18 protein-coding genes and 1 riboswitch are annotated in these 15,897 nt (G+C 45.7%); of the genes, 4 read left to right on the top strand and 14 right to left on the bottom strand.

The window, feature by feature from the left end:
• Positions 1-25 precede the first annotated feature (25 nt).
• Positions 26-988 (bottom strand): pectate lyase, encoded by a 963-nt coding sequence (pelA, locus tag QNO02_RS10235; RefSeq protein ID WP_036609609.1) that lies wholly within the window; start codon positions 986-988, stop codon positions 26-28.
• 419 nt (positions 989-1,407) lie between these two features.
• Positions 1,408-1,539: riboswitch (cyclic di-AMP (ydaO/yuaA leader) on the top strand.
• Between the two features lie 5 nt (positions 1,540-1,544).
• Here pelA and QNO02_RS10230 point away from each other — a divergent pair.
• On the top strand, positions 1,545-2,009 hold the full coding sequence (locus QNO02_RS10230; RefSeq protein WP_091032168.1) for a C40 family peptidase: 465 nt from the start codon (positions 1,545-1,547) through the stop codon (positions 2,007-2,009).
• 72 nt (positions 2,010-2,081) lie between these two features.
• Here QNO02_RS10230 and QNO02_RS10225 read toward each other — a convergent pair whose 3' ends face one another.
• The 4 genes from QNO02_RS10225 to QNO02_RS10210 all read right to left on the bottom strand — a co-directional run bounded on the left by QNO02_RS10225 (position 2,082) and on the right by QNO02_RS10210 (position 3,899).
• Complete coding sequence (locus QNO02_RS10225) at positions 2,082-2,411, bottom strand: carboxymuconolactone decarboxylase family protein (protein ID WP_017689352.1); 330 nt, start codon at positions 2,409-2,411, stop codon at positions 2,082-2,084.
• A 141-nt stretch (positions 2,412-2,552) separates the two neighbouring features.
• The gene (locus tag QNO02_RS10220) at positions 2,553-2,771 is read right to left on the bottom strand and encodes a hypothetical protein (protein WP_091017488.1); all 219 of its coding nucleotides are present in this window, start codon (positions 2,769-2,771) and stop codon (positions 2,553-2,555) included.
• A gap of 119 nt (positions 2,772-2,890) precedes the next feature.
• A complete protein-coding gene (locus QNO02_RS10215) occupies positions 2,891-3,220 on the bottom strand; it encodes a hypothetical protein (RefSeq protein WP_036609615.1) in 330 nt (109 codons plus the stop codon).
• 97 nt (positions 3,221-3,317) lie between these two features.
• Positions 3,318-3,899: a xanthine phosphoribosyltransferase gene (locus QNO02_RS10210; protein WP_036609617.1), complete on the bottom strand. Its 582-nt coding sequence runs from the start codon at positions 3,897-3,899 to the stop codon at positions 3,318-3,320.
• 204 nt (positions 3,900-4,103) lie between these two features.
• Here QNO02_RS10210 and QNO02_RS10205 point away from each other — a divergent pair, with 204 nt between their 5' ends.
• Entirely contained in the window at positions 4,104-5,159 is a 1,056-nt protein-coding gene (locus QNO02_RS10205; RefSeq protein ID WP_091032171.1) for a YkvI family membrane protein, read from the top strand.
• Positions 5,160-5,294: 135 nt separating this feature from the next.
• Here the strand turns inward: QNO02_RS10205 and QNO02_RS10200 are convergent, their stop codons facing one another.
• The 6 genes from QNO02_RS10200 to QNO02_RS10175 all read right to left on the bottom strand — a co-directional run bounded on the left by QNO02_RS10200 (position 5,295) and on the right by QNO02_RS10175 (position 11,991).
• Positions 5,295-6,425 (bottom strand): glycosyltransferase family 4 protein, encoded by a 1,131-nt coding sequence (locus QNO02_RS10200; protein WP_074094467.1) that lies wholly within the window; start codon positions 6,423-6,425, stop codon positions 5,295-5,297.
• A 261-nt stretch (positions 6,426-6,686) separates the two neighbouring features.
• Entirely contained in the window at positions 6,687-7,235 is a 549-nt protein-coding gene (locus QNO02_RS10195) for a GNAT family N-acetyltransferase (RefSeq protein ID WP_289392739.1), read from the bottom strand.
• Between the two features lie 106 nt (positions 7,236-7,341).
• Positions 7,342-8,382, bottom strand: a complete 1,041-nt coding sequence (locus QNO02_RS10190; protein WP_289391925.1) for a hypothetical protein — start codon at positions 8,380-8,382, stop codon at positions 7,342-7,344.
• A gap of 97 nt (positions 8,383-8,479) precedes the next feature.
• A complete protein-coding gene (locus QNO02_RS10185; protein ID WP_289392738.1) occupies positions 8,480-9,283 on the bottom strand; it encodes a Cof-type HAD-IIB family hydrolase in 804 nt (267 codons plus the stop codon).
• A gap of 267 nt (positions 9,284-9,550) precedes the next feature.
• Entirely contained in the window at positions 9,551-10,297 is a 747-nt protein-coding gene (locus QNO02_RS10180) for a pseudouridine synthase (RefSeq protein WP_289391924.1), read from the bottom strand.
• The gene (locus QNO02_RS10175; RefSeq protein WP_289391923.1) at positions 10,294-11,991 is read right to left on the bottom strand and encodes an RsmB/NOP family class I SAM-dependent RNA methyltransferase; all 1,698 of its coding nucleotides are present in this window, start codon (positions 11,989-11,991) and stop codon (positions 10,294-10,296) included. The genes QNO02_RS10180 and QNO02_RS10175 overlap by 4 nt, the downstream gene beginning before the upstream one ends.
• A gap of 221 nt (positions 11,992-12,212) precedes the next feature.
• Between QNO02_RS10175 and QNO02_RS10170 the strand changes: the two genes are divergently transcribed.
• Positions 12,213-12,761, top strand: a complete 549-nt coding sequence (locus QNO02_RS10170; RefSeq protein WP_289391922.1) for a thioredoxin family protein — start codon at positions 12,213-12,215, stop codon at positions 12,759-12,761.
• A gap of 216 nt (positions 12,762-12,977) precedes the next feature.
• On the opposite strand, the gene QNO02_RS10165 is transcribed toward QNO02_RS10170, so the two are convergent.
• The 3 genes from QNO02_RS10165 to QNO02_RS10155 all read right to left on the bottom strand — a co-directional run bounded on the left by QNO02_RS10165 (position 12,978) and on the right by QNO02_RS10155 (position 15,494).
• A complete protein-coding gene (locus QNO02_RS10165; RefSeq protein WP_091032181.1) occupies positions 12,978-13,460 on the bottom strand; it encodes a DUF309 domain-containing protein in 483 nt (160 codons plus the stop codon).
• Complete coding sequence (gene yjbM, locus QNO02_RS10160; RefSeq protein WP_091032183.1) at positions 13,447-14,262, bottom strand: GTP diphosphokinase; 816 nt, start codon at positions 14,260-14,262, stop codon at positions 13,447-13,449. Before yjbM ends, QNO02_RS10165 begins: the two co-directional genes overlap by 14 nt.
• 134 nt (positions 14,263-14,396) lie before the next feature.
• The gene (locus QNO02_RS10155) at positions 14,397-15,494 is read right to left on the bottom strand and encodes a quinone-dependent dihydroorotate dehydrogenase (protein ID WP_289391921.1); all 1,098 of its coding nucleotides are present in this window, start codon (positions 15,492-15,494) and stop codon (positions 14,397-14,399) included.
• A 255-nt stretch (positions 15,495-15,749) separates the two neighbouring features.
• On the opposite strand from QNO02_RS10155, the gene QNO02_RS10150 reads away from it, so the two are divergent.
• Complete coding sequence (locus QNO02_RS10150; RefSeq protein ID WP_017689367.1) at positions 15,750-15,887, top strand: hypothetical protein; 138 nt, start codon at positions 15,750-15,752, stop codon at positions 15,885-15,887.
• The last annotated feature ends 10 nt before the right edge of the window (positions 15,888-15,897 follow it).

Raw genomic sequence — 15,897 nt, 5'->3', positions numbered from 1 at the left:
TTCGGGCTTTACCTTTAACTACAAATTACAGCTTGGAAGGCCAGTTGCCATACCAGGCATAACCGCCTCTTCTTTCTTTATCAATATCACTTAATTTGTATTTAACTACCCCGTCACGACCAATAAAGATTGGTTTATCCGTTCCGATCTCATAGAAGCGTGCCCAAATTGGTGCAGCTTTGGAATCTGCGATAATTTTACTGTCTCCATTAGCTCTTTCATACTTGTAACCCGTAATTTTCACCTTGTTAAACCAAGCCTCAGCTCCTTTAATGGATGCGGTAATTTTAGCGTTAGCAGGTCTGGTTTTTAGAAATTTAACAATCGTTACACTCTCTCCAGCTGTCAGCGATGGCACTTCGTAGATTCTTGCGCTCGCTGGTTTAAGGGAACTGGAATCATGTTGTTGTCCCCATGCTGTCAGCTTACCACCTGAAACGACTTGTGTATTCAGAATCGCCTCCACACCTTTGGCAACTGAATTTTTACTGCGGTTAGCAAGTGTGCTGTCGATAAATGAAAAATCACCTTTGCGGGCTGCTACTTCATCCAGCATGATCATTACATTAATCATGGCATCATCATTATAGGTAATGTGCTTGTGATATCCGGAGCTTTGGTAGACCTGTGGCCATCCTCCGTTTGAATACTGCATGTTGATCAAAAAGTTAATTCCTTTGATTGCAGCTGTGGAGTATCGCGGATCATTCGTCTTTTTAAATTCCTTCGCCAATCTTCTAATTTCTGAGTATGTAGCCTTGTTGTCTATCGTGGACTTCGCCCACTCTCCACTTGTCTGTTTATAATCTTTTCTCCAACCTCCATCTGGCAGCTGGTTCTTCAAAATATCAGAAATACTCGCTGTAGTACCCGATGCATCCGCAGCAGATACCGTCCCTACAGGGAGAACTGCCATTCCAACTGCTGAGAACACCATCGTACATGCCAGGACAAAAGTAATTATTTTCTTCGCTTTCAAATGTAACACTCTCCTATGTTCGTTTTTATAAATCTGCCACTTCTACTTTACCTATGATAAGCGTCCCCAAACCTCCTTTATTTGTATTTATCGCATAATAAAATCAATTTTAATCCAATATGTGGATTGGATAATCAGATAATATGCAAAAAATCGATTTTTGTCAATATATGCAACTTAATGAATATAATCTCTCTAATTCTACATAACGGGATAGTTCTTTTAACTCATGACAAACCTATTTATATATCCAAATTCGTCTTAAACGAATCAATAATGACGTTTTTGTCATGAATGACACCCAAACTTAATCCCTTCTTTCATATAAAAACCTTAATTCCGCTAACATTGAGGTATTACGAAGGGTTTTAAATGGGTTTGACAATTACGCATTTATGCAATATAGTTTCAAATAGTTACAAAAACTTAATTATTCATTGCCGAGTTTCATGTTTGAAAACGGGGGAACCAATTTGGGTGAATTATTCTTATACATAGGAAATATAGGGAACCTTCTACCGAACCCTTAGCTAACTCCGTAGGCATCGAAGGGAGAACATTGATTTTGAAAAAACTGATTATCTCCATTTTTGGAGCAGCTGTATTATTTACATCCGGGGCAACAAGCACAGAGGCAAGCAGTATCAACTCCGTAGTGAACAACATGACAGGTATTCCTTACAAATGGGGTGGCACGACTGTAGCCGGCTTCGACTGTTCTGGTTTTATGAGATATCTTTTCAACAAATACAGCATTGAATTGCCACGTACTTCTCAGCAGCAAGCCAAAGCAGGTACTCCGGTAGCCAAAAGCAATGTTCGGACAGGTGATCTGGTGTTCTTTAACACAACAGGCAAAGGCATTTCACATACAGGTGTATATATCGGCGGCGGACAATTCGCTCATGCCTCCAGCAGTAAAGGTGTAAGCATCACGAAGTTATCGAATCCATACTTCAATGACCGCTATGTAACAGCACGTCGGGTAACTGGACAGTTTATGTATGATAAAATGTTAGGTAAAATGTAATTCACATACAAAAAGGCATCGGTTATTAACCGGATGCCTTTTTTGTACTTAAAATGTATGTTGCATTGCTTATTAATGCAGCGCCTTCTGCACTCGCATCGCGCCCTGAGACAGGGCATGTCCTCCTCCAACAGCTCCGGCCACGGCTACGGTCTCCATAATCTCCTGATCTGTTGCACCCTTGGCACGTGCTTCTTCTACATGGTAGAAGGTACATACCTCATTGTTGGCGAATAATCCAATGCCAAGTGCAATTAGCTGTTTTGTCTTGGCATCAATCACGCCTGGTTGGAAGCATTCTCCCGTAAACTCATGATATGACTTCACCACACCTGGCAGTACATCGCTTAATGCTCCAATCTGATCCTTGTAGGCATGAACTTTATCATTCATCAATGTCATGGCTTGTAGCACACCCTCTCGGCTATAGTTACAGATCTTCCTCACTGTACCTATCTTCTCTCCCGAGTGAGTCAATTATTCCAAGAAATCATGGTAATTCCAAACATTTAACGCTCATGGCTCTGCCATAATTATAAGCTGTTACTCACTAAGTGGACTCTGGCGCGGCTCACTGAACAGCTGATATTTGTAACTGCGATCCAGCTTAACGACACGTCGATTCTGACGACGGATAAGTACCTGCTCGCCATCCCAGGCAACAACAATCCCGGTTACATCGTTAGATTCCAGCTCGTCCCGTACTACTCTTACTTTCTCACCTGACAGACGCAGGGCGTCCAGTTCTGTATCACTGATCATCTTCATGGCTCCTATATTCCAAATTTATTTACAAAAAGAGACCTAAATGAAATGTCATTTAGGTCTCACGTGACTGTATTGGACTGTCATGTCATTCGAAATTATGTCCCGACTGAAAGTTACCGCTGCGCGTGCTCTTTGCTGTCGTTCTTCTCGAACCAAAAATCAAGCACTTTGGCGGACATCACACGTTCTTCAAGGTACTCCACTTGATGCGGTGTAAATTGTTCTTTCCAAGAGAAGGACAACTCTTCGCACAAGCCTACAATCGTCAGTAATTCTGACCAGGCAACATAGCGTTTGTACCAGAAAAATTGAGGATGTTCAATCATATAGGGATAAAGGTCATCGAATTCCGTATGTTTACAATCCAGGGCACGTTCAAAATGAACTTTCGATTCCGCCAGCTTATCATTGAAAAATTGTTCTGTTGCCGGTTGGTTCCCCATGGTGTTGCCTCCTCTCCCTAACATAACCCCATTATAAATGAAATCGGCGGTCATGCAAAGGCATAGTTCAAAAAATAGGCCCTATTCCTTTAAAATGTCACATTTCGTTATCGTCAAATTGTACCGTACCATCGTTCAGGGAACGAATGCGTACCAAGGCTTCCACCGGAATACCCTGTTCACGAATCGTGCGTGCCCCTGCCTGAAAACTTTTCTCGACCACAACGCCGAATCCGACAAGTTCCGCACCGGAACGCTCGATAATTTTGATGACGCCACGAGCGGCATCGCCATTGGCAATGATATCATCAATGAACAAAATACGGTCATTCTCATGAATGAACTCGCGGGATACCATAATGTCAGTTACAATTCCTTTGGTAAAGGACGGTACACGTTCACAGTAAGCATCAGGATCAGCCAGAAGTGTTTTTTTGCGACGGGCGAATACAAGTGGCACCCCAAGTTCATAGGCTGCGGCAAACGCAACCGGAATCCCTGAGGATTCTACCGTGATTACCCGAGTTACTCCACTTTCACGAAAACGGGCAGCGAACTCACGTCCCATCTCCATCGTTAATGCAGGATCAATCTGGTGGTTCAACAGACCATCCAGCTTTAATACTTGATCCGAGATAACCACACCTTCTTGTAAAATTCGTTGTTTCAATAATTCCATGATTTGACCTCCCAAGCCTATCCTATGAGGTAAAAGTATCATATATCTATCTATAAGTTCAAGCGAAATTGCCTGGGCGCTTTCCTTGGGACGCAATTCAAGCCAAAGCTCATTATCGATTGTCATGACTTTCGTGGGTCAAGCATACCTTGTACCATGGTACCCGCATGTCCAAACTAAACAGGGGCCTGAGAGGGGAAACACATGAAACAGGCATTTCGGGTGCTGCAGATCGCATTTACATACATCGGAACGGTTGTCGGAGCCGGCTTCGCTACAGGGCAGGAAATTTTGCAGTTTTTTACCCAGTATGGCAAATGGGCCACCGTCACCATAGGCTTATCCACCATGCTCTTTGTCTGGTTAGGTACCAAAATGATGCTGATCGCTCATGATACCGGGTCCCGCTCTTATGAGGATCTGAACAAACATTTATTCGGCCACAAGGCAGGCAAATGGATCACCTGGGTAACCCTTCTCATTCTCATTGGTGTGAACAGTGTCATGCTTGCCGGAGCAGGTTCCGTTTTTGTCGAACATCTGGGTTTGCATTATCAGACAGGTCTGATCGTCACACTTGTAGGGACATATCTGCTTCTCGGTCGGGGCATTCAGGCCATCCTACAAATGAATAGCATCGTCGTGCCCATGATGCTCCTGTTATCTCTGCTCATGATCACCAGTACGATCCATCATCCAGGTGCTTCCCGATTCATCACACTGACGACAGACTCAAACCCTATTCAAGTGTGGCTGTCTCCACTGTTGTATACTTCATTCAATCTGGTGTTGGCTCAAGCTGTTCTTGTGCCAGTAGGTAACCAGATTCGTAGTCGGAATGTGCTGAAGTGGGGTGGAGTTTTGGGTGGAATTGGCGTTGGTTTCATGCTGATGGCAGCTCATTTTGCCATGTCAGCTCAGATGCCCGGCATCATCCAATTCGAAATCCCGATGGGTAGTATTGCCTTTCAACTTGGATGGGCAGTGCAATCTGTATATGTATCCCTTATTTTCATGGAAATATTCAGTACCTTTGTAGCCGATATCTATGGAATGACCTTGCAACTGAGACAACATATACGTGTTCACCCCCGTTTCATTACATTAACCATTATGCTGTTGTGTTACTCACTCAGTCAGTTTGGATTCAGTTCCCTGCTATCCATCCTTTACCCCATCTTTGGAAGTATGGCATTAATCTGGGCTGCCAAATTGGTACTGAACCGCTGGGGCGCCTTTCGTAGACGCAACAATATATAAATCTCACGGTCCATGTGCTTCATGAATATGAGCATCCGTTTGCCTCATAACCACAAGTCACCACGGTTACTCTTTCCTTAAACATGACAAAAAGCCGCTGTTTATCACAGCGGCTCGCACTTTTTGCCCTACGTTTTAGGCTTTGCTAGGAAACTGCAGATACATCTTTTTCAACTCATTGACCGATCTGCCGAGCGAGTAATGTGTCTTGGCTTTTTCACACGCTGAACGGGCAAGTTCATAACGATAAGCCGGGTCCAGCATCACCTTTTCAAGCGCTTCAGCCAATGCAGAAGGATCTTCTGCCGGTACAAGCAACCCATTGCTACCGTTCTCGATCTGTTCCGGTATACCACCTACATCCGTACCCACAAGGGCAAGACAACTCAGCGCCGCTTCAGCGAAGACGGAACCAAATGCTTCTGCCCGTGAAGGAAGTACAAAAATATCAAAGAATGGCATGAATTCCTCAGGGTGCAGTGTGTAACCATAGAAGATGGTCTCATTATAGATCCCCAATCGTTGTGCCAATTCTTCCAGATCAGGACGAATCGGTCCATCTCCAATAATATGTAACACATAATCATGACCTCGGCCCTTCAGTTCCGCACAAGCTTTGAAAAGAATATCCAACCCTTTTGCCGGAACAAGCCGACATACCGTGACCAGTTGTGGTATCGCATTATCATGAGGAATCGGCTTAAACCGCTTCTCATCAAATCCATTGGGAATCACACCGATGACATCAGGTTCCTTCACGTAGGGAGCCAGATAACGACGGAACGAATCCGACACCGTCAAGAGGCGCTCTGCCTGATGTTCCAGCTCACCATATATCGCAAGCAGGAATCGATGCTCGGGTCCATCCGTTTCAATGCGTCCATTAAGGATTAATTCTCGTTCATAACTAGAGTGAATCGTCTGAATGAGGGGTGTATCCGGGAAAACCGTTTTCATCGCAAGTCCTGCAATTGGGTGGTGTGCATGGATCAGATCATAGGGCTTCTGAATACGCAGTTTGGTCCACCAAAGATAATCACGATAGGTTTGAATATATTTTTGGACAACAGGACTATCCTGATATTCCGTCCAGTCAAACGTTTCGAACTGAACTTCCTCTCTGCCCTTGTTGCGAATTCGCTTTGGCAACGAGAACAGATCCATTTCCCACCTCGGGGTTGTAAATCTCTCTTGCATATACGGAATCATAGAGGATACACCTCCGGGCTGCTCCGGAGGAAAGAAAAGCGCCTGCAGCAATTTCACCGTTAGTTTCCCCCTTTCTAACTTACGTACTACTCTACTATCCATTATGACATAGGGAAGCCGGAACATCTATATTACGTAAGATAGTGCAAACTTTTGGCTATTTAAACCGCTCAATCAAAGCTACACTGATCAAGCTTTTGTTCACCAACTCGTATATACAACATATTCATGAAACGTGCCCCTCAGAAGCAAAAGCTTTAATCCAGCTGTTAACCGCTCGCGTTTGTCGTCAACATAATCATTGGGTATTCAGAATTCTCAGCTCAGTAGCTCCACGGGCTTCTCATATGTACTGTAACCATCTGTCTCTCCCAAAAAAGTATACCCGTTCCGCGCGTAAAAGGCGTTCAACGTTGCGTTGCTCGCTCCGCAATCTAACCGAACCGTATGTTTGCCTTCAAAATGTATGCCACTGCTGGACCATTGCAAAATGGACCGTCCCAGACCGCTCTGAGCATATTTTCTTCGAATCGCCAGCCGATGCAGATAAATTGCACCATCCTCGGGATGAGCTTTTGAACCCCAAAGATGAATATCCCAAGGGCTTGGCTGAACCAAAAGGATGACCATCCCCGCTACGTCCGCTCCTTTTTTAAATACAAACACATCTCCACGCCGAATCGCCCCTGCCGTATCATGAGAATCTTCCCCTTTAAGCAGAGCGTTCCATTGGGAAGAACCTTGGCTCTGTAACCATTCGGCTGTCTCCACCAGCAGCGACATCACATCGTCCGTATCTTCCGGGTTCGCCTGAACCGCTTGAAAACCATCGTTAATATATTCGCTACTGATCCTGAATGAGTGCATCATTGTTCTCCTCCGCTTCCTGATCTCTTTTAAACTAATGGTACTATACCGGGAAATGGATTTTTCGTCAAAATGAGAACAAAAAAAGGTAAAAGGCGGTTGCCCTTTACCCATCTATTCTGGCTTCATCAATAATCTGATTTCGATACAACATCGTCAGGTGCAAGGTATCAAACTCCATTTCCTTGTCCAACTCCTGCATCAACACTTCGACTAGACTCTTTCGCTGAATGCTGGTACCAGGAACCTCGAAATCAATGTATCCCGTCAGATCGGAATGAGAAGTGTCTATTGTTGCTGTTCCCACAGGCAATCCACCTCGTTCCTGAAGAAACAGCTCATATACCCGGAACTCCCGATCCTTACGCTTCAGCATGACATAACATGTTTCTTCAGCAGCTTCCAGCTCATCCAGATCCGATTCATCGGTATCCTCAAAATCCTCGGAGAAATCGCGATGTACCCACTCTAGCGTCTCAAGTTCGTTGCCCTGATGCCACATGCGGATCGTAATCGTATCGATGATATCTTCATCCAGCTCTCTGACCAGCAACTCTGCAGCGGCTTCCAATTGATTCTCTTCCGGCTCGTCATACCAGTGTATTTCACCTTGTACATCAGCGCCATATTGTTTCAAGGAAGCTTCTGCAAGTTCCTGACCTTCGACATCATTGAATATATACGTCGATATGCTGCGTCCTGCGCTTACCATTTCCATCTCCAGAACCTGATCCCGATCTTCATATGTAAACGATTCGGCTTGTGAAACAGGGATTACCTTACTTCCACTGCTGTCTATATCGTCATAGCTGTCTTCGTCATGATTCATATCTTCAGACGGCCACATGGTCTCTGACTCAGGCTTATGCAGAACCGAATGTAATGAGCCACAACTAACCAGCACTTCATAATATGCAGCTTCCAACGCGTCTGCAAGAGAGCGGACATAGGCATGCACTTTTTCCACGATACGTTCCTCTGTACCATCTGGCAGAGACTCCTGTTCGATCTGAAGACACCCTGATAAACGATCTCCTTCTCTGTACACAAGGAAAAGTGAGCCTGCATATTGACCATTAACCATCACGTCCTGTACTTCTCCACCTGATGTTCGCAGGTCTGCAACCAATTCCACATCATATTTCATCACGTGTCCTCCTCCATTCCTAACGTTATTCTCTTAGGATGCCCCTGAGGACGGTAGATTATGAGGGAAGCGTACATTTTAAGTATAAGATGTAGGGTTAGACGGATAACACATATTTTTGGATTGCGTGTGCCACACCTTGCTCGTTATTGGAGAGTGTAACCTCGTCCGCAGCAGCTTTCACCTCGTCCGGTGAGTTATCCATGGCAATGCCTTTGCCCGCAAAGGTCAGCATCGTAATATCATTGAAGTAGTTACCAATCGCCATAATCTCCGAAGGCATAATTCCTTTCGATTCGGCAAGCCTTTTAAGCGCAGCGCCTTTGGACGCTTCGGGATGCATCAAATCAATAAAAAAGTCACCACTCCGTGTCATATAATAAGGCAGATTCCAGGTAGACCATTCCTGAAGCACTGCATCCATCTGTTCAATCGGACCAAATGCAGTGAATTTCGCCAGCGGTTCTGTCATGTCAACCCACTTGGGTAACTTCAGTGGCTCTGCCATAAAATTGTAATACATCTCACGCACCTGCAAACCCAAACCTTCCGGTTGATCCACATACAGACCAAAAGCCGTATTGATGTCAAAATGTACTCCATTGGTTCGACAGTAGGAGATGATCGGCTCCAGTCCTTGTCCATCTAAGGCAAAATGGTGAACCACCTCACGGGTATCCACTTGCGCCGTTACGGCACCATTATGTGTAATCACATATCCATCCAGTCCCATCTGCTCCATAAAAGGAATCGTGTTGGCAGGACCTCTACCTGAACACAGGACAATCTCTACTCCCTGACGGGAAGCTTGGATCAAGGTCTCCTGAGTCCATTCGGTAAGTTCATGATGATCATTCAGCAATGTTCCATCTACATCAAGTGCAATTAATTTATAGGTCATTCTGGCTTCATCCTCATCTGTTAGTAGTCGCACCCACCCAAACCCTCCCTTCCGAGGGAGGGCCCCAGAGGGCTCTGCCCTCTGGACTCCCGTCTTGCTCACCGGTGTTAGGACGGGTCTTGCTATGTCACGGTTGGCGTAGGAACGCTTGTTGCCGGGCACACCGCTGGTTGGCGGCGCTCCCGCCCAAGCTTAACCGGGACCATTACGGGCAGGGCTTCGCTTTCTGCCCGGCTCCCTGCTCCGCTTCGCGAAGGACGGGAGCTTTTACTTCCGCAGAAGGCTCAACTCGTCTGCGGTTAGTTCACGATAGCTTCCGATAGCAAGATCGGAAGCTAGTTCCAGCTCACCCATGGCAACGCGTTTCAGATAGATCACACGCTTGCCTACCGCCTGAAACATACGTTTTACCTGATGAAACTTCCCTTCGTGAATAATAAGCGAGATCGACGAGATCGTACCTTCTTCCGTATCTTCCTGACCAAGTATAGTCAGTTCAGCAGGCAGCGTCTCATACCCATCATCCAGCTGTACACCATCTTTGAAACGTTGTATATCCTCTTCATCCACGTTTCCCAGAACACGAGCTTCATAGGTTTTGGGCACATGCTTGCGTGGAGATAACAGATCATGAGCAAGTGGACCATCATTTGTGAGAATGAGCAGTCCTTCCGTATCCTTATCCAGTCGTCCAACAGGAAACGGATTGAAGACCCGATCCTCTTTACGGAGCAAGTCCAACACCGTCTTATCTCTGTTATCCTCGGTAGCAGACACGACACCCGGAGGTTTATGCAGCATCAGATAGATCATCTCCCGATACACAATCCGCTCGCCATCGGCTTCAATGACGTTGACCTTGGGATTCACCTGTACACCACTGTCTTTCACCGCTTTGCCGTCCACATGGATTCTGCCTTGTTTCACCATCTTTTTGAGTTCACTTCGTGTTCCCACACCCATATGGCTTAATATTTTGTCCAGACGCAGCGTTTGTTTGCCTTTTCCACTCATACCGATGTCCACCTCCAGCCTGCCGGATATTCATTCTTCAGCACACCATCCAGCCATTTTCCCCAGCCAGCGGCATAACCATCTACACATACAAGAACGTACCCTTTGGCAAACGTATCCGCCTTGAGCACCACTCGTTTTTCTTCAATATTTAACGTTTCACCCTTGAGGTACCTCACGGCTTCGCCATCAGCGGACGACAGATTTACGCTACGCCTTGCTTCAGATGCATTCAGAGCACATGCAAGCGGGTGGGACGGAACAAATCGCCCATTCTTGATCGTGCCCATAAACCAGCCTGGACGAATGACTTTCAGTCCCTCCAACCGAGCTGCACCAACCGAGGATTGATACACACGATCTCCATAACATACCGTTTCTCCAGTTAACTCAATCTCCAATTGTTCTTTCATAAATGAAGTGTAGATCGCAACCGGATCAATACTTGCCGGATCAGTTCCACGTCCCTGACCCCGTTCCGATTTACGTCCACCGTGATCTTTACCTTTTTTGCTCTGTCTACCCGAATTCTTGCCGCCACCAGCCTGTCTGTCATGGGACTCTCGGGATTCAATTCGCAATAAACGTTCCTTTTTGCGATCAGCCTTGGTCATAGCAATTGAAGAAGCAGCAATAGAGTGATCCTTGTTCCCCTCTACTTCAATCCTGGACACATCCACGACCTGTCCATACTCCATTGCTCCTTCTTTAACTACTCCAGGTTGATCTGTTTCTATTCCTTGCCCTGCACGATGCTGCAACACAGCGACATAATGTCCCTCGCCTTCCAAAAGGTGAGGCCACAATCTTGCGGTGCCACGCGTTTTCCCCAGTACAGCTTCCGTCTCATCCGCCTTCTCAGGCATCATCTGACGAACCCATTCCGGACGTCCTGGAGCAAATCCTGTCTCTTCAGGAATGTCCATTACTACGAAATCACGGTTTACATTCAGAAACTCCGCAATCATCGCTTCGTTCTCCTCCGGCGCAAAAGTACATGTCGAATATACGATGGTTCCTCCCGGGGCTAGCAATCGTGCCGCAGTTTCAAGAATATCGCGCTGCATGAGCACACATTTTTCCACCGAATGATGTTCCCACGATTTCACCATGTCTTCATCCTTGCGGAACATGCCTTCACCTGAACAAGGCGCATCAATTAATACTTTGTCAAAATAATGAGGAAATGCATTTGCGATCCGCTCGGGCGACTCATTCAAAACAACGGCGTTACGCACCCCGTACAATTCCACGTTCTTGGCCAGCGCTTTCGTGCGTTCAGCATGGATATCGTTCGTGACAAGTACACCCTTGCCTTGCAGCTTTGCAGCAATCTGTGTCGTTTTTCCTCCCGGAGCAGCACACAGATCAAGCACGCGGTCTCCAGGCTCCACCTGCAATAATTCAACTGGAGCCATTGCACTTGGTTCCTGTATATAATACAGACCTGCATGATAATAAGGGTGCAACCCCGGTTTAACACCATGAGGTACATAGAATCCTGTCTCACACCACGGAATAGGTCTTAGGTCAAACGGAGCAATCTCATCGAATTGTTCCATCGATATTTTTAACGTATTCACTCTCAGTCCCGCATGGGGAGACTGTTCATACGATTTCATAAATTGTTCAAACTCATCACCCAGCAAACTTTTCATTCGCTCAGCAAATATCAAAGGTAACTTTACACCCATATTCCCACTCATCCTGTCTTGGTAAGATTGCAATATCGTTTTATTTTATCATATCCAAGCTTTGCTTTCCTATCATATCGTATCTATTCCACTACAGCGTGTAATGTAGTATAATGGCAAGTAGATTGATTCCTGAGCAAAAATTCGGGTGTTTATGCATATAATCCCAACCTTTATTTTTGCCCAAACTATATTTCGATATGATCGATGGGGGATGTCCAATGAAATCCAAGAAGAAAAAGAAAAGTGCTGCGATCCTTATATTCCTGGGTATTTTAATCATTATGATTGCAGCACTGGTTGTCGTAGACCAGCAATCCAAGAAACAGATGGATTCAGTGGAAAATGCTTATGGCATCGCTGCTTCCAAGCTTAATCCAGCTACACGCGAGCTACTTAGTGATCCCAACTATCAACAAATTATTGTACCCGCTGATCTCAAAGCCAAAATCGATAACAAAGACAGCTTTTTTGTTTATTTCTTTGCTTCCGACTGCTCGCATTGCCGTGCAACAACACCTCAGTTGATGCCACTGGTTGACAGTGAAGGTATTGAGCTTCCGCAGTTCAATCTGCGTGAATTCGAAGCAGGATGGACCGATTACAATATCGAGTTCACGCCTACACTCGTCTATTATGAGGCTGGTGTCGAGAAAGACCGTATGGTTGGCGGACTGAAAGAGAATGGCAGTGACCAAGGCTACACACTGGATGATTACAAACAATTTTTCCAAAAATATAAAGGTAGTGCCGCTCCTTCAGCAAGCTAACTGATAGATCAGTTTCCACAAGTATCTACAATCAGGCACTTGTATCACCAGACGCAGTTGTTGAAGGACAGGCTGTGCCACCTGCAATCATCTGGATATGACGCAACATTCAAAAACACCCCGATCTTTCCCTTTACAGGAATCGTCGGGGTGTTTCATATACATGGAACTTCATATCCACGGGATGCTCATTTGGATGTTAACGCTAATAACAGCTTAACTTTTACCCTGATCCATCGCCTTCATCTTCTCTTCGTATATTCGCCCTCTGGTAGGACTCCGGCGTTGCGGAATATTAGGTTTTAGCTCAAGCGATCTTCTAGATATCTCCTGTTCTAAGACCTCATCAACAATTCGTATGGACAAATCCCTGTAAGTCACAGACTGAATATCTGATTGGGACAGTTCCTTCACGATTTCCTGTACATCCCGTACCAAAGTCCCAAGGTCAATGCCCAGAATCGTAGCAGGATAAGGTTCCAGAAGATCAAGTGAGCTCTGTAACATCATCGTTCCTCCGCGGAGATTGCCATTCCTGAAGTGGTATAAACCAACCGCAATTTGCAACAACCCTTTATAGAGAGAATCCCGGTTCCGTTCAAGCCACAATTCTTCCAGCACCTCATGGCACTCGAAATAATCCTGATCCCGATTGAAGTAGATTAAGTAGTCAATGTACAGTGGCTCATAGATGCTCATCCGGGTTTTCGCCCTTTCTGGCGTTGTTCAGAAGTTTCTTCACGTCATCCAGCAAGTCTTTGAGCCCTTCCATATCATGCCGTTCCCAGTAATCGTTAAATCGCTTCTGTGCTTCAATCGCTTCACTGACAAGGTGGTAGAAGTATAATTGATGAATGATATTCAATGTTCTTGAGACGATATTGGAATCATCCTCAAATGCCTTCTGCGCCTCCAAAATCTGTAGACGAATTGCAGACATCTCATTATCCAGTACAAAAGCGGCCTCAGCTGTTTTTTTCAGCCTGGCTCGCATGTCATCCGGTAAACTCTCCCGAAATTTGTAACTCAGAGAATGTTCAATGGTAGCCCAGAAATTCATGGCAAGTGTCCGGATCTGAATCTCGGCTAATACGATCTTTTGTCCCAGAGCCGTCTGAACGGGATACTCAATAATCATATGGAAGCTGCGATAGCCGCTCTCTTTGAAATTCGTAATATAATCTTTCTCAATGAGTACCGTGAGATCCTTGCGGCCTCGAATGTATTCGGCAACCCGACGGATATCGTCTACGAATTGGCACATGATACGGATACCTGCAATATCCTCAATGCCTGTCTCCACGTCATCAAGCGACACATTCAGTCGTCTGGATTTCTCCAGAATACTGGATATTTTTTTGACACGACCGGTAACGAATTCAATCGGGGCATACTCTTCCCGTTTTTTCAGCTCCGCCCGCATTGTCTTAAACTTGACTTTTAATTCCTCTACCGCTTGTTCATAAGGAAGTAAAAATGTACCCCAGTCTCTACCGTCCATGCTTATGCCTCCTGTCTCTATAGCGTCCCCTGTTCTATTCCATTATACATGATGTTTGGTGGGGGGAAGAGTCCCGAACCATTTTACGCTCTTCCATGCTTCTATATTTTCAATCCGGGGATCCACATTCCTTCTTAACGATGCTCCGCACCAACCGCTTCAGAGATATGACGATAACCGTCCTTGCGCAGTAACTCACGCAGTCCGGCATGAATGCGCCGATTCACCTCAGGTCCTTCGTAGATTAATGCTGTATATATTTCGACCAGACTTGCTCCGGCTTTAATTTTCTCGTAAGCATCCTCACTTGTGAAAATACCACCTGAACCGATGATCGGAAGTTTGCCTTCAGTCTGACGATAGATCTGGCGAATAATCTCCGTAGAACGCTCACGCAGAGGTTTACCGCTCAGACCGCCAGTCTCTTTTGCATGTTGGTGGGAAAGTCCTGTACGACTGATGGTTGTGTTCGTTGCAATAATGCCAGCAACACCGCTGTCTGCAATTGTGCGAACCATATATTCAAGTTCCTGATCATTCACATCCGGTGCGATCTTCACCAGAACGGATTTGGTAGCTCCGCCCGCTCGTGCATGCTGCACGTTCATCTCGTTCATAACCGCAGCGAGCAGTTCCTTCAATTCATTCCCATGTTGCAGATTACGCAAATCCGGTGTATTTGGTGAACTGATATTAACCACGAACAGATCAGCATAATCGTATAGTGCCTGAATGCACTTCGAATAGTCCAGGTGAGCTTCCTCATTAGACGTTGCCTTATTCTTGCCGATGTTAACAGCCACTGGAATACGCCGATCCTGTAGACGTGAAAGTTCTCCTGCCATCGCTTCCGCACCCAGATTGTTGAAGCCCATCCGGTTCACCAAAGCCTCATCTGTAGGCAAACGGAACAGCCGTGGTTGATCGTTACCTGGTTGTGCAAGTGGCGTCACGGTTCCCACTTCCATGAATCCAAATCCGATGGAAGAAAAGCCCGTTACGGCCTGTCCGTTTTTGTCCAGACCCGCAGCCAGACCAACAGGTGTAGGGAAATGACACCCAAACATGTCAACAGCCAGATCAGACGTTTCACGAACGCCGTACATCACACGCAGTCCGGAAGGAACCGGACGGATGCTGCCCATGCCACTAAGGCCGCCAATAATCAGATGATGGGCCTGTTCAGGGTCCATTTTGAACAACAAAGGTTTAGCAAGACTTCTGTATAACAAATCACTCACTCCGTTCTGTTCCGGTACGCCAAAAAGCCGTTTTCCGTCTTTTCATATGTAAAAAAACACTCTACACACAAGTCTATCTGTTTCTTATTAAAAAGGAAAGTAGTTTGCGCATAGACAGCACAAATCGAATAATACAAAATGCTCACAAGAAATCCACCCGCCCACTGGAAATGACGAGTTGAATTCTTTACAATGAGAGCATGGTTACTCTACACCAGTTCTATTCCAAATAAGGAGGAATAACTCATGGCTCCCAAACGTAAACCACCTGCATTACAGCAAAAGAAAGAAGAAGTGAATCGCAAAGCCATTGCATGGACTGCAGCCAGTGTAGGCGGCTTGATCATCATCATTGGTGCTCTTATCATTATTGCCAACATGTAGATGATTCAGG

The organism is Paenibacillus sp. PK1-4R (assembly GCF_030369595.1).
In the GTDB taxonomy this organism is placed as follows: domain Bacteria; phylum Bacillota; class Bacilli; order Paenibacillales; family Paenibacillaceae; genus Paenibacillus.
This window is presented reverse-complemented; position numbering and strand designations above follow the sequence as displayed.